The sequence below is a fragment of the Liquorilactobacillus aquaticus DSM 21051 genome, from assembly GCF_001436755.1.
In the GTDB taxonomy this organism is placed as follows: domain Bacteria; phylum Bacillota; class Bacilli; order Lactobacillales; family Lactobacillaceae; genus Liquorilactobacillus; species Liquorilactobacillus aquaticus.
Genome location: NZ_AYZD01000017.1, coordinates 17051 through 37487, shown reverse-complemented (window position 1 = coordinate 37487; position 20437 = coordinate 17051). Strand labels below are relative to the sequence as shown.

General features: G+C 37.5%; 19 protein-coding genes. 7 read left to right on the top strand and 12 right to left on the bottom strand.

Going from position 1 to position 20437, the window contains the following annotated elements; genetic code table 11:
* Together FC19_RS11645 and FC19_RS06060 are read right to left on the bottom strand one after the other, a co-directional pair.
* Window positions 1-1358: collagen-binding domain-containing protein (locus tag FC19_RS11645; protein ID WP_338037341.1), on the bottom strand; the 1358-nt coding region annotated here is incomplete at its 3' end.
* A gap of 403 nt (window positions 1359-1761) precedes the next feature.
* Window positions 1762-2316 carry a TetR/AcrR family transcriptional regulator gene (locus tag FC19_RS06060; RefSeq protein WP_057876106.1) on the bottom strand — a complete coding sequence of 185 codons (555 nt, stop codon included), beginning with the start codon at window positions 2314-2316 and terminating at the stop codon, window positions 1762-1764.
* 147 nt (window positions 2317-2463) lie between these two features.
* Here FC19_RS06060 and FC19_RS06055 point away from each other — a divergent pair, with 147 nt between their 5' ends.
* A complete protein-coding gene (locus FC19_RS06055) occupies window positions 2464-3588 on the top strand; it encodes an alpha/beta hydrolase family protein (protein WP_057876105.1) in 1125 nt (374 codons plus the stop codon).
* Between the two features lie 6 nt (window positions 3589-3594).
* On the top strand, window positions 3595-4524 hold the full coding sequence (locus FC19_RS06050; protein ID WP_057876104.1) for a DMT family transporter: 930 nt from the start codon (window positions 3595-3597) through the stop codon (window positions 4522-4524).
* Window positions 4525-4548: 24 nt separating this feature from the next.
* Here FC19_RS06050 and FC19_RS06045 read toward each other — a convergent pair whose 3' ends face one another.
* From FC19_RS06045 to iolG (FC19_RS06020), 6 genes are all read right to left on the bottom strand, one after another.
* Window positions 4549-5490 (bottom strand): NADP-dependent oxidoreductase, encoded by a 942-nt coding sequence (locus FC19_RS06045; RefSeq protein WP_057876103.1) that lies wholly within the window; start codon window positions 5488-5490, stop codon window positions 4549-4551.
* A gap of 7 nt (window positions 5491-5497) precedes the next feature.
* Window positions 5498-6439 carry a pyrimidine-specific ribonucleoside hydrolase RihA gene (gene rihA, locus FC19_RS06040; protein ID WP_057876102.1) on the bottom strand — a complete coding sequence of 314 codons (942 nt, stop codon included), beginning with the start codon at window positions 6437-6439 and terminating at the stop codon, window positions 5498-5500.
* Window positions 6440-6645: 206 nt separating this feature from the next.
* Complete coding sequence (locus FC19_RS06035) at window positions 6646-8085, bottom strand: sugar porter family MFS transporter (protein WP_057876101.1); 1440 nt, start codon at window positions 8083-8085, stop codon at window positions 6646-6648.
* A gap of 44 nt (window positions 8086-8129) precedes the next feature.
* A complete protein-coding gene (locus FC19_RS06030) occupies window positions 8130-9158 on the bottom strand; it encodes a Gfo/Idh/MocA family protein (protein ID WP_057876100.1) in 1029 nt (342 codons plus the stop codon).
* A 30-nt stretch (window positions 9159-9188) separates the two neighbouring features.
* On the bottom strand, window positions 9189-10094 hold the full coding sequence (gene iolE / locus FC19_RS06025) for a myo-inosose-2 dehydratase (protein ID WP_235809325.1): 906 nt from the start codon (window positions 10092-10094) through the stop codon (window positions 9189-9191).
* 17 nt (window positions 10095-10111) lie between these two features.
* Entirely contained in the window at window positions 10112-11128 is a 1017-nt protein-coding gene (gene iolG, locus FC19_RS06020) for an inositol 2-dehydrogenase (protein ID WP_083488385.1), read from the bottom strand.
* Between the two features lie 455 nt (window positions 11129-11583).
* Between iolG (FC19_RS06020) and FC19_RS06015 the strand changes: the two genes are divergently transcribed.
* The 4 genes from FC19_RS06015 (at window position 11584) to FC19_RS06000 (ending at window position 15068) form a co-directional block, all read left to right on the top strand.
* Window positions 11584-13053 carry a sugar porter family MFS transporter gene (locus FC19_RS06015; protein WP_057876099.1) on the top strand — a complete coding sequence of 490 codons (1470 nt, stop codon included), beginning with the start codon at window positions 11584-11586 and terminating at the stop codon, window positions 13051-13053.
* Between the two features lie 24 nt (window positions 13054-13077).
* Window positions 13078-14103 (top strand): inositol 2-dehydrogenase, encoded by a 1026-nt coding sequence (gene iolG, locus FC19_RS06010; protein WP_057876098.1) that lies wholly within the window; start codon window positions 13078-13080, stop codon window positions 14101-14103.
* Between the two features lie 23 nt (window positions 14104-14126).
* Window positions 14127-14588: a heme-binding protein gene (locus FC19_RS06005; RefSeq protein WP_057876097.1), complete on the top strand. Its 462-nt coding sequence runs from the start codon at window positions 14127-14129 to the stop codon at window positions 14586-14588.
* 216 nt (window positions 14589-14804) lie between these two features.
* Window positions 14805-15068, top strand: a complete 264-nt coding sequence (locus FC19_RS06000) for a bacteriocin immunity family protein (RefSeq protein WP_057876096.1) — start codon at window positions 14805-14807, stop codon at window positions 15066-15068.
* 62 nt (window positions 15069-15130) lie between these two features.
* On the opposite strand, the gene FC19_RS05995 is transcribed toward FC19_RS06000, so the two are convergent.
* Together FC19_RS05995 and FC19_RS05990 are read right to left on the bottom strand one after the other, a co-directional pair.
* Window positions 15131-15979: a YitT family protein gene (locus FC19_RS05995; protein ID WP_057876095.1), complete on the bottom strand. Its 849-nt coding sequence runs from the start codon at window positions 15977-15979 to the stop codon at window positions 15131-15133.
* 72 nt (window positions 15980-16051) lie between these two features.
* Entirely contained in the window at window positions 16052-17173 is a 1122-nt protein-coding gene (locus FC19_RS05990) for a M24 family metallopeptidase (RefSeq protein ID WP_057876094.1), read from the bottom strand.
* A gap of 164 nt (window positions 17174-17337) precedes the next feature.
* Between FC19_RS05990 and FC19_RS05985 the strand changes: the two genes are divergently transcribed.
* Window positions 17338-17919, top strand: coding sequence for a TetR/AcrR family transcriptional regulator (locus FC19_RS05985; RefSeq protein ID WP_057876093.1), 582 nt, complete (start codon window positions 17338-17340; stop codon window positions 17917-17919).
* Window positions 17920-18530: 611 nt separating this feature from the next.
* Here FC19_RS05985 and FC19_RS05980 read toward each other — a convergent pair.
* Together FC19_RS05980 and FC19_RS05975 are read right to left on the bottom strand one after the other, a co-directional pair.
* Window positions 18531-19196, bottom strand: a complete 666-nt coding sequence (locus tag FC19_RS05980) for a histidine phosphatase family protein (protein ID WP_057876092.1) — start codon at window positions 19194-19196, stop codon at window positions 18531-18533.
* A gap of 259 nt (window positions 19197-19455) precedes the next feature.
* Window positions 19456-20436 (bottom strand): Gfo/Idh/MocA family protein, encoded by a 981-nt coding sequence (locus tag FC19_RS05975; protein ID WP_057876091.1) that lies wholly within the window; start codon window positions 20434-20436, stop codon window positions 19456-19458.
* Window position 20437: the final 1 nt, after the last annotated feature.

The window sequence follows — 20437 nt, the reverse complement described above, 5'->3', positions numbered from 1 at the left end:
GTTGTGTTACTTGTCGACGGTTCTTCTGTAGTACCTGTCGTTGTTGTACTGCTTGTCGACGGTTCTTCTGTGGTACCTGTCGTTGCTGTACTGCTTGTCGACGGTTCTTCTGTGGTATCTGTCGTTGTTGTACTACTTGTCGACGGTTCCTCTGTAGTACCTGTCATTGTTGTACTGCTTGTTGACGATTCCTCTGTAGTACCTGTCATTGTTGTGTTACTTGTCGACGGTTCCTCTGTAGTACCTGTCGTTGTTGTACTGCTTGTTGACGGTTCTTCTGTGGTACCTGTCGTTGTTGTACTCGTTGATACTGTCGTGTTTTGCAAATCCCACCGGTGCGTTTCTGAGTTTATGTTAATAGTTTTAGCAATGAGATTCCCATCAACATTTTGGTTTGCATTTAACTCTGCGTTTGGAGCTAGAATACTCCCCTGAAAGGCCGCATTGATATTAATAACTTGACCATTTTTCGTGTTTTCAAAATTCCAAAGAATATGCGCATCAGAGAAATCCTCTGTCTCCTTGTTATGTCGCTCAGTGCCATCACTATATCTGAGCTTTATTTGAGATCCAACATTGTAATTTGAGCCATCCCCATCAACATTAAAAACAACTGTTGGTGCGTTAACTTCTTTTGATAGTCCATTAATTATTAACGGACGATCACGTTCTAAAATATCCGAAGATAAATTAATAATAATCTTATTATTTTCATTAGGACTCATTTTAGAAACATCTATCACTCGATTGTTTTCATCACTAAAATCACTATTTTTAATAGTATACGATGTTGCTGTTTGCGCTAAAGTATTTGAATTCACATTCAGCTTTTCAAATTCTTTTTCGAAATCAATATACTTTTCATTTCCTTGATCTTGGTAAACTTCACTTTCTTTCACATGATCCATCTTTGTGTCATTAAAAGCTAAATGATTGCCATTGTCCGTATAAGCGACATTGATATTTTTGCCCAATATAATCTTGTTTGTTCTACTGCCCTGGCTTTGTACAAAAGACGAGTTCTGGATACTAGTAATATTTTGAATATACGAAACTTCTTTGGCTAACTTGCCATCACTTATATTCGTTCCAAAGTTTACCTTTCCATCAAGATTTTCTACAGCTAAATTACCAGCTGTATGGGCCGACAGTCTAGCTTGCATTGCAAAAATATGAAAAACCGATGCAATTCCCAATGGGTTGCCCTCAACCCCTGGGAAATCTTCTTCAGCGGTTCCGCCCGCTTTGCTTATAAAAATACTGCCATTTGTGTCTGCATGAACTCGACTTGGTAAAACAACTCCAAAGGCAAGCAAAGCCATTATAGACAAAAAAGCAACTTTTACTATTTTTTTCAAATAAAAATCTCCTTTATGGGTAAATATTTCTACACATACATTCAAAAAGTATACACAATAGCTATTTATTTATCAATATGTTACACGATTATATGAAATTTTAACAAATCAGTGTAGTTAAATAGAATAATTGAGTTGGATACTTAACGTTTCAGACACAATATATTTTTACTAAAAGCTAGTCTTTCTGCAAAAACACATTCAAAAAGGGCATAAAAAAGACTATAGCAAGCAGCTATAGTCTTTTTAAATATTAAATAAGCATATTATTTGAACCGTATTAAAGATTAAAATTGTCTTATTAGTTTGAATTTCAGAAGATTTAAAAAAGTTCCATGTGAAACAATATCTTAAAAGCTATCCTTTGGCCCAGCACCATTGCTATAAACTCAATCACAGCAGTTTACTCAAGATTTTTAAAAATCAATTTCTGAGCCTGATTAAGTGCTCTGACAATATTGATGTTTAAACCATGTTTTAACGAATAATTCAAAAAAACCATCGCATTAGCCACATATAGATCTGACAAGTACTCAAGTGGAAATTCTTCCAATTTGACGAGACTTGGGTTTTGCCGGACATGGTCTGAAAATGTTTTTCGAAGTACGGATTTAAACAACTCGTTTAAATCTGATTCTTGTGTATGAATGTTTAACAGCATTAGAGTATTGGACGAATTATTTGATAGAAATTCGGTCATTCTTATCAAGGTCTGAGTAATGTCAAATTTTTCCAGACGTTGGTCAATAAAGTCTTTAAGTTCCACTGCATAACAATGGTTAATTGAGCTCAATAATTCGTACTTGTCAATATAGTGGCGATAAAAAGTTGGTCGGCTGATTTCAGCTCCGCTACAGATCTGGCTAACAGTTATAGACTTAAAATCATTACTTTCTAGCAAAGAAAAAAATGCTTGCCAAATATTTCTATCTGTTTTAGATAATTTAAAGTTTTTCATAATCGAAAGCCCCATATTCTGTCAAATACATTACACATTGATAGTTCGTGTTACAGACGTTACAACTACACATTATTTGATACTCGTAATCAAAATTCAAGTCCAATATACTAGATACGACTCACAGATAATAAAGGAGGTACTTCAATGTTCAAATCATATATTAACAATGAACAATTCAATTTCCAAATTAACCGTTTTCTAGAACCCTATTATGCTAATGTCTCTGTTCAACAAACAATTAAAAAGTCTGTCTCAAAAATTACGGATGAAAAAAGCTGGTACACTGTTTGGAAACAACTAGGATTAGTCGAAGAAAAGAATGGGCAAAATGCACTTGCCTCTGCTTACTATCAGCTAGCTGATTTTTTCTTGTCAGAAAGTGACCCCCACAAGAATGAGACCTATGCTGCCTTTCGAAAAACATTTTACAAGAGTATCAGTATGTCAAAAATTGCTTTTGACACAGTTCCATATGATGGCATAAATCTCCCCGTTGCCAAGTTGGAACAGCCGGGTGCTACCAAAACTTTGCTTTTCCACGGAGGCTTTGATTCATACTTGGAGGAGATCATTCGTTTAACCCTTAACGAAGGTCTATTAGATTTGAAAAACTATAATTTTATTCTGTTTGAAGGTCCCGGACAAGGACAAGCTCTAAAAAACGGCTTAGCTATGACTCATGAATGGGAGAAACCTGTTAGAAAGATCTTAGATTATTATGATCTTAAACACGCTGACTTGATGGGTATGTCATTAGGAGGTTATCTTGCCATGCGTGCGGCTGCATTTGAACCACGTATTGACAAAGTTATCGCCTTTGATGTTTATTATAGTATGTTAGATTCACTCACAATGAAATTACCTCAAACCTCAATCAATGTGCTTGCGCAAATCAACAATCCCCTAGTTGCTGCAAAAATTGATGCTGTATTGGACAAGGCAAGCAAAGGAAACGTTGATTTGGCATTCAAAATTCGTAAGGGAAATGAAATTATGCACACAAATAAAGCTACTAATCTTATTAAAAATGTTCAGAAATATACGCTTGCTGGAATTGAGAATCATGTCAGACAAGATGTGCTGCTATTAGCCGGTAGCCACGATATGTACGTTCCAACATCTGCACTTGATTTTGAAGCTGCGAAACTGGTAAATGCAAAATCCGTCACCAAAATTATGTTTGATGAACAAAGTGGTGGTGAGCGACATTGTCAAGTTGGCAACAAAAAATTAGCTTTTGATAAAATCAAACAGTTTCTAAAGGAGTAATTTAAAATGTACGCTATTCTGTTAGGATTTGTTCTCGGAATCGGACTACCAATCCAAACAGCAGTTAATAGTAGATTAAAGGCGGCTGCTAAGTCGCCTTTAATTGCTTCATTCTTATCTTTTACTACTGGCTGCATCGCCTTATCTCTTCTACTTTTAATCACAAGACCAGAAGTCGCCACAGTTAGCATACACCAGCAACCTTGGTGGCTCTGGATTGGCGGTTTCTTAGGTGCCGTCTTTTTGACAGGTAATGTCTTGCTTTTATCCAGATTAGGCAGTTTTCAGACTGTCTTAATGCCGATAATTGGTCAAGTTGTTATGAGTATGCTTCTTGATAACTGGGGACTATTTGGGAGCAAGCTTATCCCTATAACAGTTTTTAGATTACTTGGTGCCTTCCTTGTCCTAGCAGGCACATTAACTATCATATTCAGTTCAAAAACAAAAAATAAGCCGAAAGTCAAAGCGACTAACCATTATATTGAATGGTGGTGGCGTCTTGTCGGATTGATAACAGGTGCTTTTAGTGCGCTGCAAACTGCAATCAACGGACATTTGGGAATTGTTTTTTCCTCATCGTTAGTTGCAGCAGCAATCTCTTTTTCGGCCGGATGTCTTGTACTGCTATTGGTTGTTATCATAAAAGAACATTCAATTCTAAGACAGCTAAAACTCAATGATTTTAAAAAACTTCCCTACTGGGCCTGGCTGGGCGGGCTCATTGGTGCTGGATTTGTTCTAGGCAATATCATTATCATGCCGCAATTAGGGACTGGATTAGCTATCATGGTTGTGCTAACCGGACAGCTGGTGGGCAGTTTATTGCTTGAACAGTTTGGTTGGTTAAATGTGCCTCGACGATCGCTCCAAAAAAATTCAATTATTGGTTTAGGTGTGATTGTAGCTGGCATTTATTTAATCAAATTTTTCTGAGAGTGAGCTGTATGGTAACTATTGTTAGTCCGTCAAGCTAACAATAACTTTTCCACTATGCTTCCCTTCCGCTACATAATCTTGCCCTTTTCTAACATCGGCTAAATTGAAATCAAGCACCTTATCTATTCGCGTATAAAGCTGTCTATTCCTAATCATTAAAGATATTGCTGCAAATGCATCACGATCAAGATACTTTTTCTGTGGAACAAGAACTTTGAGTGCTACCTTTTTTTTATTGTTTCTTTGAACAGGCAGCTGCGTTAAAGAAACGTACATTCCTTTCTTTTTAACTAAGTTCAACCCAATATCTGTTCCTAATCCATCATTAGTGGCATCAATTATAATATCTGCCGAATCCCGCAAAGCTTCGATCTCTTCAAAGTTATCCATATCGACAAACTTATAGGCTCCGATGCTAAGGACGTAGGCTTTGTTGATAGCTCGATCAATGCCGATCACTGACAACCCATAAGCTTTGGCCATCTGAACCACCATCGAACCGACACCGCCGGAAGCTCCGAAGATCACGATTCTTTGTCCTGCCCTTGCTTGTGCCAGATGAATCAGAACATTATATGCTGTAATTCCTGATAATGGTAATCCAGCTGCCTCGTAAACATCATATTGCTTGGGCCTGATACCAATATGCTCCGGTGAGACACAGAAATATTCTGCATAAGTGCCATATCCCGCGTGGGCGATTATCTCATCTCCAACATGGTAGTTTTCAACTTTAGCACCCACTTTAACAACAGTTCCAACTGCATCCGTACCTAAGATGGTCGGAAACAGTAACAGAACTGAACTATTGAAACGACCCTCCCTGATAGCAACGTCTAACGGGTTTATAGCAAAGGCCTTTGTTTTTACTAGAATCTCACGTGATCCGATACTTGGAATATCAAGCGTCAATTCTTCAAGAACGCCTGAACTCCCATACTGGTTGATGCCAATTGCTTTCATAATTCTCTCATCCTTTCTGGGAAAATAATTTTAAAGTAGAAATAACCAACTCCGCAAATTTCTCACGATCAATATCAAATAAGACATAAGCATTTTTTTCACGTTTAGTCAATTCATAATAATCTATTATTGTCTCACCAGCTGTTAATTCTCCCTTTGTTTCCACTTCCACATTACATCTCTTACCAGAAAAAATCTCTGGTGCAATTAACCATGCAATCGTACATGGGTCATATATTGGCACACCATCAAAGTGTCTATTTCCATGATTAAATTGTAGTCCGTAGAAATTCAACAGAGAACTGACAGCATCAGAAACGCTGGTTCGCAATGCTTTTATTCTCTTCAAATCTTGTCTACGCAGCTCTGCTTTGTAAGCCACATTTAGTGGAAGCAAAACCAATGGTATCCCTGCATCAAACACAATTTTAGCTGCTTCAGGATCGACCAGCATATTAAATTCTGTTGTCGGCTGCCAGTTTCCAACTCCCATCCCCCCTCCAAGAACAACTAATCTTTTAATCGATCTTTTCAGTTCTGGATGAATTGATAAAAACAATGCGATGTTGGTACAAGGACCAGTTACAACGATCGTAATAGGTTCACTTTCCTGTCGCAACACATTCGCAATCAGTTCAATTGCAGGAACAGTTTGGATAGGGAAATCAGGTTGGGGCAAGTCAGCTCCATCAAGACCAGAAATACCATGCATTGTCACACCCGTTTTTAACTCTCGCATCAAAGGTTTTCTATTCCCTGATGCCACTGGGATTTCCTTCTGGCCTAAAAGTGTAAGTATCCGCATCGCATTATTTAATGTTCTAGAAGGCAGTTGATTCCCCGCGGATGTCGTTACCGCTTTTAAATCTATTTTTGGCGATAGAACCGCCATCACTAAGGCTATTGCGTCATCGTGTCCCGGATCACAATCTAAAATAATTTTTTCCATAACGTAACACCGATCCTTTGCTTAAAATAGCGTATTTCGTTCATTTAAAATAATAATCTAAATTCAAAAACCTTGCTAATTTCTTATTTTATTCAATAAACAAAAAGTCCTAAACCTAGATCAAAGGCTTAGGACCATAAGCCCAAAATAAAAACAGAAAACCATATCAAAATTCTGTACTGGGCTCTATTATAGATTAACCTAATTTACTTAATAGCAGAGGTTCCTTTATATTCTTTATCGTACTTCGCTCTAAAATAACTTTCAACTTCTTCCAGTCGAACACCTTTCGTCTCTGGGATACGCGCATGAACAAAGAATAATCCTAAAATGCAACATGCCGCGAAAATGTAGAATGATGTCGCCAAACCGAGAGCTGAAAGCATAACTGGGAAGAACAGTCCTACAAGAAAGTTGGCAAACCAAAGTACAAAAATCGTAATCCCTGTTCCCAAACCGCGATAACGCGCAGGAAAAATTTCCGAATTAATCAACCAAGTAACCGGTCCAAGTGTACCTTGGAAAAAGATGATATAGATCAGCACAATAATCATAACTGCAACACCTGACCAAGAAGCACCATTCGCAAAAGTACGGATTAAACCGACACAGATGAGACAGATCGCACAAACGGTCAACCCACTGTATTCTAAAAACTTACGTCCTAAACGGTCAACTGTGTACATCCCGATAATCGCACCAATACATGAGAACAAACCATTGGCAACATTTGAAATTAAAGCTGCCTTGGAACCAAACCCACTAGCTTCGAGAATTTGTGTGCCATAATACATTACCGAATTTATTCCCGCAAATTGTTGGATTACGCCTAATGTTGCTCCTGTAATAACAATTTGCAGTATCCATGGTTTTTTAAAATCTGCTAAAGATGCAGCTTTTTCTTCCTGTTCCTTATCTTTTCGAATAGCATCTCTAATCTCTTTCATCTCTAAATCAGCTGTCTCATTTGATCGAATGCGGACAAGTGAGTTAAACGCATCTTTATAACGTCCATGGGCCGCAAGCCACCGTGGAGTTTCTGGGACAAAAAACATTCCGATCCACAACAAAATACCTGGAATTGTTGCAACACCCAGCATTAGACGCCAGATAGCCGCATTGCTTCCAAAGACACTGCCTAACCAAGCATTAACACCAAAAGATAAAAACTGTCCAAATACGATCATCAATTGATTCATCGAAACCATTTGACCACGCATATGCGCGGGAGCAACTTCAGCTAAAAATAACGGTACGTTAGCTGAAGCCGAGCCCACTGCTAAACCTAATATAAAACGAAAAACTAGTAATATTCCAGAACTGGGAGCCCATGCACAACCTAACGCTCCTAAAGAAAAGACAGCTCCTAACCAGAGTAAAATACGTTTGCGACCCATCCGATCACTAAGCGGCCCGCCAAGCACAGCCCCAAAGGCTGCTCCGAGCGTCAATCCACTTGAAACAACCCCTTGATTAAACGGAGAAAGCGCCAACTGACTCTTAGCAGACATAAAACCAAGTGATCCATTGACTACCGCAGTATTGTATCCAAACAGCAATGACCCCATACACGTAATTAATGCAATGAACCACATATATCCGCGCCGTTCGCTTGGGCGACCAGCTGTATCAACACCTTTATCCATTCCAACTCCTCCTCATCCCTCAGATATCAATCTGGTCCTAATTATTATTCTTTGTAGAATTTAGGACTTTCTGGGATATCAAGGTCTTGTGTTTTTCCGCCTTCTTCAATCGATTTCAAAGCCGCATCGGCAGTAACTGCAGCAACATAGCCATCCCATGCTGATGGTCCCGCCGGCGACTTGTCTTCAGAAACATGTGCAATGAAATCACGGAATTCAATATCATATGCACTTTCAAAACGAGCTTTCCAATCTGTCAGAATTTCTGTACTGTACTTGGCATTTTTCCGCAAAGCTACTTGTGGAACAGTTGGCAATTCTGCAACCCCTTCTTCTCCAATTACATCACACTTTATGTCATACCCGTACTGACAGCGAACAAAAACTTCAACAGAGATGTTAATACCACTCTTGGTCTCCATTACCACAATTTGCGGATCGCGAATGTCTTTGTTTTGAACATGGCGCGTCTGTTTTGGCAAATAAACCTTGATGTTCTTATAGTCATCATTTAACAACCAATGCATAACATCAATTTCATGAATTGCTGTCTCAATAATTGAGCGTGTTGAGTCATATTCTTCAGGTTGTGTCTGGTTATAGTGACGGCAATCTGCCATTAAAGGTGCACCGATTTGACCACTGTCAATAATGTTCTTCAATTGAACATATTCAGGTGCATAGTGGCGCATGAAACCTACTTGCAGCATTCTGCGACCATGCTTTTGTTCTTCTTCTACAACATCCATACATTGTTTTGCATCTAATGCTAAAGGTTTTTCACAGAAACAGAATTTCCCTGCTTTTAATGCAGCCATTACAATTTCATAATGAGCTTCATTGCTTGCTGTACATACCACAACTTCGACCTCTGGATCGTTGATCAGTTCATGGTAATCAGCAAAATCTTTTGCTTGTAACCCTTGTTCATCCAGCACTTTTTGCGCCTTGCCTGGAACAATATCACAAACAGCTGTCACATCAACGTTAGCAATTGTTTTAGTCAAACGGTTCAAATGATCTGATCCAATAAAGCCAATCCCGATAATACCTACTTTTGTTGTTTTAGTCATAATAAAAATCCCCTATCTTAATGATATTTTTTATTTTGAAAATAAATTTTTTTCAATGTAACTGTGAGCAATTTGTGCCATCTCCAGCGGATTAGCCTTTGAAGGATCCTGTTCAGCTTCTATCACAATCCAACCTTGATAGTTATGCTTCACTAGTTCGTCATAAACAGGTTTAAAATCAAGATCTCCATCTCCAGGAACTGTAAACATCCCATTTAAGAATGATTCTTGGAACGTAAGTTTTTTGCCCTTTGAATCCGCTTCTTGTTTCTTACGCACATCCTTAAAATGAACATGAACTACTCGGTCGATATGGTCTTTCAAAAGGCTCATATAATCTCCGTCTGAAACATAGATATGTCCAGTATCATAAAGCAAACCAACTTTTTTAGGATCCGTATTAGCCATCAGACGATCTGTCTCTTCTTTTGTCTGAATACCGGTTCCCATGTGATGATGATATGCAACTTTGATACCATATTTTGCGGCTATATCACCATAATGATTCAACCCCTCGCAAACTTTATCCCATTCAGCGTCTGTAAAAAATGGTTTATCTGTGAAAATATTGGCATTATCCGAACGCTGAATCGTATACGTTTGTTCTGAAACAACTGCTACTGGTGCTCCAACAGCCTGTAAAAATTGGCAGTGTTTCTCAAATGCCTCGCTTGCCTTCTCAATTCCATCACGGATAATATAACTACTGAACCACTGACCAGCAATTTCTAAATTACGCAGCTTCAACTCATAGTTGAGTTTATCTGGTCCTGGAAAGAACCCACCAACCTCCGTTCCTTGGAAACCTGCCACAACAATATCGCTTAGTAATTGCTGCAGATTATTCTCTTTTCCGATCGATGGGATATCATCATTTCTCCAGCCAATCGGTGCGATGCCCCACTTAATGTTCTTATTCATTGAACCTAAATCCATTGTAAATTCCTCCTTGTTTATTTAATTTCAGCTACTTTTTCAACCTGTCCGCTCAGTAAAGAACGTTTTGCCGCTTCCGCCAAGCGAATAGCGCGAATACCGTCATCAAAACTGCATGCAACCGGATGTTCCCCTCTAACGGCTCCAAAGAAAGACCTTAGTTCACGTGCATAAGCCTCTTTGTATCTCTGTAAAAAGAAATACATAGGTGTATCTGCCGAAGCGCCTTCTTTTCCAACAAAAGTTGTTTCCGAATTCAAAACATTTTCAGCTCGAGATACGCCCTTTGAACCGAATAATTCGATCCTCTGATCATATCCATAAACGGCTTTCCTCGAGTTATCAATAACTCCAAGCATTCCATTTGCGAACTTCAATGATATAACAGCTGTATCTATGTCCTTAAACTTGCGGATACGATCATCGATCAAAACATCTCCAAATACATGAACCTCAGCAACCTCTTGTCCGGTGATGAAACGTGCCATATCAAAATCATGAATTGTCATATCCATAAAAATACCACCGGAATGTTCCACATAATCCAGAGATGGCGGTTCAGGATCTCGTGAAGTTATTTTTAATAACTGCGGGTCGCCTATTCTATTTTCATCACGATACTCCACGATTCTGTCGAAATGTTTATCAAAACGGCGATTAAACCCGACCTCAAACTTCACACCTGTCTGATTCACCACTCTATATGCTTCAAGAATGTCCTCATTCTTAAAACCAACCGGCTTCTCACAAAAAATATCCTTTCCTGCTCTTGCTGCATCAATTGTAATTTGAGGGTGCAAGTCCGTGGGTGTACATATCAAAACCGCATCGATCTCCGGATCAGTCAGTACCTGATGGTAATCTTTAACAAGAGTAGAAACTGCTGGATATTTTTCTTTCCAACCTTCATCTACGAGGATGTCACAGATTGTCTTCACGGACACATCATCAAATGTGAGCAGATTTTGATAATGAACGTTGCCTATTCTTCCCATTCCGATAATACCCACATTGAGAATCTTGTGATTTTTCACACTTAAATCTCCCTTCTTAGTCTAAATAAATTTATATTATTTAGCATATAAATATATTTTTTTATATTGAACAATCTATTGTGAAATTTGTATCAAAATAGAATAAAAAAATAATTTTCTTTCGATTACACCCACATGTTATCAGCAAAATAGTTAGTTGTAAAGGCATTTATTGAATTTATTCAAAAAAATGTAATCGATTTATATCTTTGATTTGACATTCACAAGTTCTCGTGAAATAATCGATGGGTAGTTAGCCGAAATCTTATTTAAAAGCTGCAAGTTCTTAATCACTCTCAATAAAGCTTTTTCGCACTTTAATTTTGTTAATTATTTCACTTTAAATGCAGAAGAAATTCAGTGGTATTGAACTTTTAGAGAATAGTCTTTTTCCTGATTCCCAGCAGCTAGCAATAAATTAGGCAAACCGGTTTTGTTTAATTACCCCAAAACGTATGCGAAAGAAGTTGATTTTGATGAGTTTCTCAAAAAATAAGTCTCTCGACCAGCCTACGAGCTCTAGCAATAACATCGCTAAAAAGAATCTGAAAAAAATTGCTATTCTTTCTACTTTTGGAGGGCTTCTTTTCGGGATTGATACAGGTGTTATCAATGGTGCTTTGACCTTCATGGCTTCCCCACAGGAATTAAATTTAACTTCTACCGATGAAGGATTGGTCACAAGCGGTATCACATTAGGAGCAGCAGTTGGTGCTCTTACTGCCGGCAAGCTTTCCGATCGTTACGGTCGCCGAAAAGTTATGTTGTTTTTGTCGATCATATTCTTAGTCTTCACTGCGGCTTGTTCTCTGGCACCTAATGCTCTTACAATGATTATCTTCCGTTTTTGTCTGGGTTTAGCTGTTGGTGGAGCTTCTGTTATCGTTCCGACTTTCCTTTCGGAATTATCGACTCCGTCTATTCGTGGAAAACTCGTGACTCAAAATGAATTGATGATCACGGGTGGACAGTTGCTAGCATTCAGTGTAAATGCTTTGCTTGGTATTTTATTCAATGAACAAAGTAATATTTGGCGCTGGATGATCGCGTTTGGCATGATCCCTTCAATCTGTCTATTTGTAGGCATGCTGATTATTCCTGAATCGCCGCGTTGGATGGTCATGAAGGGAAAGGTTGCAGAAGCCGAAAAGACCTTGGTTTCTATTCGCTCTACTAAGGATGAAGCTGCAAAAGAAATAATGCAGATTCAACATGCTTTAAAGCAAGAAGAAGAAACCAAACAGGCAAAATTAAAAGATTTGACGATTCCCTGGGTGCGAAGACTTATTTTGATAGGTGTTGGGATTGGAATTATGCAGCAGATAATTGGGATAAATATCATGATGTACTATGGGACAACTATCCTAATGAAATCTGGTTTTGGACATCAGTCAGCTCTTGTCGCCAACATTTTCAATGGTTTGGTCTCTGCAGTAGCTACATATGTCGGCATGCACCTAATGAACAAAATTAACCGCAGAAAGATGCTTCTCACTGGCATTACTGGAACTGGATTATCCTTAATGGCAATAGCACTAGTCTCTGCCTTTTTAGCCAATTCAGCTCTCTTACCATATTTTGTTATCTTGACAACGATGATTTTTCTTGGATTCTTCCAAGGATGCATTTCACCGACGACATGGCTGCTAATGTCAGAGATCTTTCCGCAAAACTTACGTGGGCTTGGCATGGGGATCTCGACTTTCTTTCTCTGGTTAAGTAATTTTCTGGTAGGATTTGTTTTCCCAATTCTATTAGCCAATATTGGGTTATCAACAACCTTTATCGCTTTTGTAGGCTGCAACTTGCTTTCCTTTTGGTTCGCGTGGAAGTTCGCGCCCGAAACACGTGGAAAAAGCTTAGAACAGATTCAATTAGAATTTCAATATGGTCAAAAAACGGGTATTGGACCCGAGCAACACTAAAAAAACACTAGGAGGTTCTTTTTTATGAAAAAAATAAATGTTGGAATTATCGGATTAGGTCGAGCAGGTCAAATGCATTTGCACAATTTAATGACACTGCCGGAGGTTAACATTGTTCAACTAGCGGATGTTTTCATTGATAAATTTTCTGACAAGCTAAACGAGCTCGGTTTTACTAATCTGACCACCGACTACCATGATTTATTGAACAATCCTGAAATTGATACCGTTTTTGTGTTCACATCAACAGATACTCATGAACAGATTGTGACCGATGCTGCTAAAGCTGGAAAAAACATTTTCTGTGAAAAACCCTTGAGTATGAATACTATTGAGAGCGCCAGCGTAAACGTTTTGAAAGAAGTCAAAAAAAATGGCGTTAAACTGCAAATGGGTTTCAACCGAAGAATGGATCCGCAGTTCCGCGATATTTATACACAAGTCCGGAACGGTAACATTGGAAATCCTCAGATCGTAAAAATAACTTCGCGTGATCCTGATTTGCTGCCGCATGACCTAATTCAAAGAATTGGCGGCCTTCTCTTTGATTTTACAATGCACGACTTCGATATGGCTCGTTACATGATGAACAGCAATATCAGTGAAGTTTACGCTAAAGGCGGCACCCTCATCGATCCAACCTTAAAGGATATCAATGATATCGATACGCTCGCACTTGTTCTTCAATTTGAAAATGGGGCTTACGGATTAATTGATAATAGCCGCAAAGCCGTGTATGGTTACGATCAACGGGTAGAAGTCTTTGGATCAAAAGGGATGCTCAAAGCTGAAAATGTTAGTCAAAGTACAGTTGAACTTTATAACGAAACAAATAAGATCGAAAGAAAACCACTCCCTATCTTCGTTCAAAGATACCATGAAGCATATATCGCTGAAATGAAAGCTTTCATCAGTTCTCTTTTAGAAGATAAACCTGTTGTTGCCACTGGAGAAGATGTTATCATGGCTCAAAGAGCTGCAATAGCAGCACAAGAGTCCATGAAGACTGGGAAACCAGTTAAAGTCAATACTCATTTCTCTTTAGCTTGATCTAGAAAATGTGGAGGTTAAATATGAAAAGTACAGCTGAGATTTCAGAACAAGAAAAAACGGCAACTCTGAATCATTTCACATTAAGTGATGTTCCTAAATTAGTTAATGTTATCAAGAAAGTCAGTAAGGAAAACTATCAAAAAATAGTTGTTGAAATATATAAGGGATCAAGACTAGTTTTTTTAAGTGCTGGAGACCAAACAACTGCTGAAAATAATCTTTGGGCAAAGAAAAAGTACAATGTGGTCGCCCAATATGAACACAGTTCTCTATACGAAAAAACCGTGTACAATGCTGATAATAAAGTTTTCTTTGAATCCAGCGGCTGTTCTCCGACCGATTATGCAATCGTCGGCGGCGGCTTTCCATTAAATGTTTCCACTGTTGGGTTCAGTGGTGTACTAGTTATCTCCGGTTTAACCGATGAAGAAGATCATGAACTAGCTTATGCTGCATTGACCGAGCTTAAAAAATTACAATGATTTTATCAACTTTAACTTAACTGTAAGGCTGGTCTCGATCTATAGTTAAAAAGAAACAAAATTCCATGGCTTTAGTGGAATTTTGTTTCTTTTTTATTATTAGGGACAATAGGTTGTATGAGGTCCTGACGTGCTATCTTCCGTCTTAGGTCATGCTTCAGCATGTCACAAATCTGTTATACTTATGGCAATAAATAAACTTTGGAGTGATTGTTTGTGAAAAACCGAATCTTAATCTGGGAAGAACTGGATGAATTAATTTCAGATAATAGTCTGAAAAATGCTGAACGCGAACTTTTCATAAATGCCAGAAATAATTTGAATAAAGGAAAGAACGAACAATTTGTAGCAGCACATCTCAAAAGCCAATTATCTTTCCTATCCTTTAAAACTCCGCTTTCTGCGAAAGCCGTTTCTTTTTTTACCGAACTTTCTCAAGTATATCTAGGCTATGGCAGAAGAGATAACATAAGTTTTTGACTATATATCTAACACATATGCTGGCTTGTTTGCATTTAGCCGTTGCAGAATATTGTCGAGGTTTAAAATCTTCGAATATAGTTTCCGCTAACAAAATCTGTGGTTTGAACACTGATAAAGGCATCCGGATCGCCTTCAAGGATCATTTTTTTCAGGAACGAAATCTCATTTTTCTGAATCAACATCAAAAGCATATCTGTTTCTTGTTCGGCATAAATTCCCTTGCCTGGAAATAGCGTTGCCCCGTGGCTGTAATTACGCAACTTTTTTGTTAAAGCTGCTGGTTGCTTAGTAAAAACAACCAATGTCACATTCTTTTGCTGGATATAAATTTTATCCATCACATAACTGGTTGCGACCATACTGATCAAACTATAGACAGTCCCTGGAATACCGAAAAAGATTGCCGTTATTCCTAAAATCAAACCATTCATGACTGTGTTTACAAAGCCAATATCTTTATGGTACTTTTGCTGAATATAACTGACAACAACATCGGTTCCCCCAGTAGAAAAACTGTTGCGAAAACATAATCCGATACCAATACCGATAATGACACTCCCAACAATTGTGTTGGTCAAACGTTCCTGCAGTATCGACATTTCTGGGATAATACCTAGAAAAATAACGTTAGAGACTACAGCTGTCAAAGAAAATAGGGTGTAATTCCAACCAAATAGAAGTAGTGACAATATCACTAATGGAATGTTGAGTATCACTACCAGATTACTGATGCTCAAATTGATTTGGATAAATTTCAACAGGCCATTCAATAACTGTGCAATACCTGGCACGCCAATAGAGTATGCATGGGCGGAGTTTAAAAATAAATTTATCCCTATCGCTGATAATAAACCGTAAACTACAGCAACCAGCAGCTTACGGGTGTTAGAGAGAATTTGTTTGTCCACTTTTACGTTTCCCTTTCGTAAAGATATTAAAACGACGATAAGTTTTCTTTCTTACGGCCGTTTTAATATCAATTATTTCAAAATTAGATCTTCAAGCTTAGTTGGAGCCTGCGTCATCAGTTGATAACCATCCTTAGTGATCAATGCCGTATCAGAATGACGATAACCGCCTTGATTTTCGAAGTAAATAGCAGGTTCTACAGAAACTACCATGTTCTCTTGCAGGACAGCATCATTACCAAACGACAATGTTGGCCATTCATGATTATTTAAACCGATCCCATGACCTGGGCGATGCAAGATGCGATTAGAAAGACCTTCTTTTTCAAAGTAGCTATCTACTATTCTTTCAATATCACTTGCTTTATTACCAGGTTTTAAGTTTTCCAAGAAGAGTTTTCTTGCCGTCATCATTTGTTCAAAATGCTTTCTTTCTTCGTCTGTTGGGTTTTCAACAAAAAAAGTTCGTTCGCATTCAGCTGCGTATCCTTGAAGGTTGAAAAGTGCAATATCGATATTCGGTCCTGCACCAAGTGTAGAATTAACATCTGGAATACTATGTGGCATAAAGCTGTATTTAGCTGGCCAAACTGCGTTAATTGTGCGGTTTTCCAAACTAAAATGCTTTGCTAATTCTTCCGCACCGACTTTCATTGCAATAGCATAAGTATCCATTACTTTTGTGCCTGCATGAGATATTTTCAACGTTTGCTGTACTACATTGCTGCAAATATCTGAAACATATTGCAGTTTTTCTAATTCATAGTCACTCTTGATCATTCGTTGGTTTTGAATGAAGAAGCCTGTCTCCCAATTGATCTCAGGTGTAAATCTAGTTATTAGCAATTCACCATTACTTTCGATCCCCACTTTTGCTGAAGAAGTGAGGTACCTTGTTAATACGTCATACCAGTTCTGACCAGACTTGGAAGTAACATCAAAGTAATTGTCCATCTCATAATCAAAATATGAAACATTGAAATGATCTGCCTCTAATTGTGGAACAATAAACAGTGGTTTCTTATCAGGATAAACTACAAATATGAACGGACGCTGTTCAGGTTTGTAATTAATATTTGTAAAATACCAAATGTCTTCTTGGTTGGTAATGACATACGCATCTAATTCAGCCTGCTTCAAATTATCTTGCAAGATCGTTAGTCGCTCTTTTAATTCTTTTTCTAAAGTTTGCATAGCAATACTCCCTTTACTCAATTTGTTGAAAATTATATATTTTTGAATTTCAACGTCATGATAAAGCTGATTAACCTTTAAAACAACACGCAAAATTAACGAAAAAGTAGGTTATCAAACATTTGCATGTGCTATAGTAGGAAAAGTAGATGGAGGTTAAGCATATGACTACCGATATTCGAGTAAAAAAAACACGGCGTACTATTATTCAAACTTTTTTAAATTTACTTGGTAAAATGCCCTTTAAAAAAATAACGGTTGCAAAAATTTATACAGAAGCTGAAATTGCCAAGTCGACTTTCTACGATCATTTTAAAGATAAATACGATTTATTAGACCAAATCATTCAATTACTTAGTGAAGATTTTGCTTTCGAAATCAAACAAAAATTTTCTGAATTTAATACTGAAACAATTTTAGAATCGCTGACAAATATTTTTTTGAATTTGTCAAAAAATTCTGATGCGCTAAATGCTTTGCTTGATCTGCATGAGACGTCAATTACTTTAGAATTTAGGCTTAGACAAATCACATTTGAAGCTTGCAAAAACTATTTGCTACAGGAGAATTTGAACAATCAATTCTCAATTGATTTTTTGGCACATTTTTACAGTGAACTGTCACTTACTTCTATTCGTTTCGCATTAAACAATACAGCTAATCCAGATTGGATTCGGCAGCAAACAGAGTTAATGGGTATGCTGCAGCAAGAACTACGTGCAACAATAACCTCAGAGCGGCTTTGAGTAAGCGGAGTGTAATTTTAAAGAACAATCCTCGAAAAAGGTAGTGAGAAACTCATATCTGCAAAATTTTACGTAAACCATAATTATCGCCTAATTTGTTTGCCCACTTTCGGGGGTCTTTTGAAACCTGACAACATCTCCGTATATTTATGTTTCTAACATACATTTGATTAAATACGCCTTCTGAAACAAAATTCCATAAAAAGATAATTTTAAGCAAGCAAATAGACCCCAACAATTAAGTTGGAGTCCATGAACGTGTGGGTTGATTAAATCCACATCAAAGGTGCGAACCTTGAACATTCTAATAACCTGACCAAATATTAACATTCTCTTTTAACTAAGTCCTATATGATACACAACTCAACGGTCACAGAATAAATAAATTTTCATTATTATATTTAATCAGTGAATCGATCAAATCATTGTAATCAAAACAAACAAAAAAGCCAGAGAATACCAGCGAAAACATGGTAAAGCAGTGTTGCTTTTAACCATACTCGCTTATATCCCTGGCCTTTTTTATTTTTGAATCGATCAACTTAGCTAGTTCTATGCAATATCTTTGTGCCAAGATTCTTGCATAATTCCTTTAATTAAGATAGATTCAGTTAATACTTTCGTTTATCATAACGATTGAAATACGCAACTTCTATTTTTCCAGATGAACAAACAAGTTTTGTAACTGAACCGTTGCTTGGACTAACGGAAATGTCAATGTTACTATCAAAGTGGTGAACAATACTGCGAATAGTCGTCCCATGACTAACCAATAATATATTGTCATTATTCTCAGCAACCTCGTCCAAGTAATTAAACCCCTGATTTAATCTATTCCAAAATTCTAAATTATTTTCAGCTTCATGAAAAGGATCAGCTGACTTAGCAAAATCACGAGCCTGTTCAATAGAATAATTCTTTATAATCTCTTTAAAACTTTTACAATTGTGAGAAGCTCCAATCATTAACCATGCTTGTTTGGAATCACAACCTTCAAAATAGCCGTATTTTTGTTCTCGAAAGTAATGTAAAGAACGTGGGCTAAGATCACCTTGTGTTGCTTTGTTCTCTGCCACAATAATTTTGCATGTTTCGCGCGCACGCTTTGTATCACTGCTAAAAGCGTAATTAAAGTTGATATGTGCCAAATTATCGCCGGTGGAATGAGCATCAGTACGCCCTTTTGTAGTTAACGGCGAATCACACCAGCCTTGCATTCGCCCATATCGATTCAAAATTGTTTGACCATGCCTAACTAGATAAATATTATATCTCAAAAGTAATTTCTCCCTAAATAATTTGATATAGAAACCAATTCATAATAAATATGAAGTTACAAAAAGACTGTTTCCTTGATATGTTACCATTATAATTCAAATAAACTTAAGAAGCTGTGCCCAAACACAATTTAACACAGCATCTTAAGCAAGAATAAAACCAAAAGTCGATTTCACGTTTGTATGATATCACTTCCAAGAGGTAACTTAGACTTCAATGACCAGCCAGCCAAAATTCATCCTCAATATATTCTTTTCATTAATCAAACGGATACTTCATTCCCCAAGCGTTTCTAACATTGCTCAAGATGTGTGATACATCATGAGAAATCGACAACTGACCATCGTCATGTCCTTGTTCGATATAGCGCTGCATATCTTCAACTTCATAATGTAACGCTTCTTTAGCATCCCCAGCTGTAATTTCTTTTTCAACTTGTGTATGAGAATCTTCAGTGTAAGTTATACTGGCTTTAGTTGCTCGAGGATAATTATTAACCTCAATATATCCTTTAGTACCCGATATCACTCCACGCTTGGGCTGTTTTGCACGCATCGAAAGAGCCATAACAGCTAATTGTTCCTTAGAGTTTTTTAAAATAATCCCAGATTGTTCATCAACACCGGTTTCAAAATATTTTACTGTAGTAAGGGTAACGTTAGGCTGCTCCGCCAGAAAGGTACGTGCAAAAGCGGTCGCATATCCACCGATATCCAATAATGCCCCTCCTGCAAGATCCTTATTGAAGAAGCGGTTCTTCGGATCGTAATCTTTTAAGCTGCCAAAGTTAACTTGCACTAGCTTGATATCACCTAAAGCACCATCATCCACTATTTTTTTTATTTTATTATAGATTGGCATGTGATATAAAGTAAAACCCTCTGTCAAAATAAGGTTCTTTTCTTTCGCTAACTTTTGAACTTCATCAAATTGTTTAGAATTAACAGTGATTGCTTTTTCGCAGAAAACATTTTTTCCAGCATTCAACGCTTTTTTGATATATTCATAGTGGTACGTATGTGGAGTAGCGATATAAATAACATCGACATTTGGATCTTCTACAAGTCTGTCTGGATCACTATATGTTTTTGAAATTTTCTTTTCAGTAGCAAATTTTTTTAGCATCTCTTCTTTTACATCTGCAACAGCATATATTTCTCCATTAACTGCATTGAGTGCATCCGCCATTTCATGCGCAATCCAACCCGTTCCAACCATGCCCCAATTGTATTTTTTCATA

Excerpts from the sequence above, each read along its gene's own strand:
- iolE (WP_235809325.1), bottom strand. The coding sequence starts at position 10,094 with ATGGATTTAGGTTCAATGAATAAGAACATTAAGTGGGGCATCGCACCG.
- FC19_RS06015 (WP_057876099.1), top strand. The coding sequence starts at position 11,584 with ATGCGAAAGAAGTTGATTTTGATGAGTTTCTCAAAAAATAAGTCTCTC.
- FC19_RS06045 (WP_057876103.1), bottom strand. The coding sequence starts at position 5,490 with ATGAAAGCAATTGGCATCAACCAGTATGGGAGTTCAGGCGTTCTTGAA.
- FC19_RS06030 (WP_057876100.1), bottom strand. The coding sequence starts at position 9,158 with ATGACTAAAACAACAAAAGTAGGTATTATCGGGATTGGCTTTATTGGA.
- rihA (WP_057876102.1), bottom strand. The coding sequence starts at position 6,439 with ATGGAAAAAATTATTTTAGATTGTGATCCGGGACACGATGACGCAATA.
- FC19_RS06060 (WP_057876106.1), bottom strand. The coding sequence starts at position 2,316 with ATGAAAAACTTTAAATTATCTAAAACAGATAGAAATATTTGGCAAGCA.
- FC19_RS06050 (WP_057876104.1), top strand. The coding sequence starts at position 3,595 with ATGTACGCTATTCTGTTAGGATTTGTTCTCGGAATCGGACTACCAATC.
- iolG (WP_057876098.1), top strand. The coding sequence starts at position 13,078 with ATGAAAAAAATAAATGTTGGAATTATCGGATTAGGTCGAGCAGGTCAA.
- FC19_RS05985 (WP_057876093.1), top strand. The coding sequence starts at position 17,338 with ATGACTACCGATATTCGAGTAAAAAAAACACGGCGTACTATTATTCAA.
- FC19_RS05990 (WP_057876094.1), bottom strand. The coding sequence starts at position 17,173 with ATGCAAACTTTAGAAAAAGAATTAAAAGAGCGACTAACGATCTTGCAA.
- FC19_RS05975 (WP_057876091.1), bottom strand. The coding sequence starts at position 20,436 with ATGAAAAAATACAATTGGGGCATGGTTGGAACGGGTTGGATTGCGCAT.
- FC19_RS06035 (WP_057876101.1), bottom strand. The coding sequence starts at position 8,085 with ATGGATAAAGGTGTTGATACAGCTGGTCGCCCAAGCGAACGGCGCGGA.
- FC19_RS06005 (WP_057876097.1), top strand. The coding sequence starts at position 14,127 with ATGAAAAGTACAGCTGAGATTTCAGAACAAGAAAAAACGGCAACTCTG.
- FC19_RS06055 (WP_057876105.1), top strand. The coding sequence starts at position 2,464 with ATGTTCAAATCATATATTAACAATGAACAATTCAATTTCCAAATTAAC.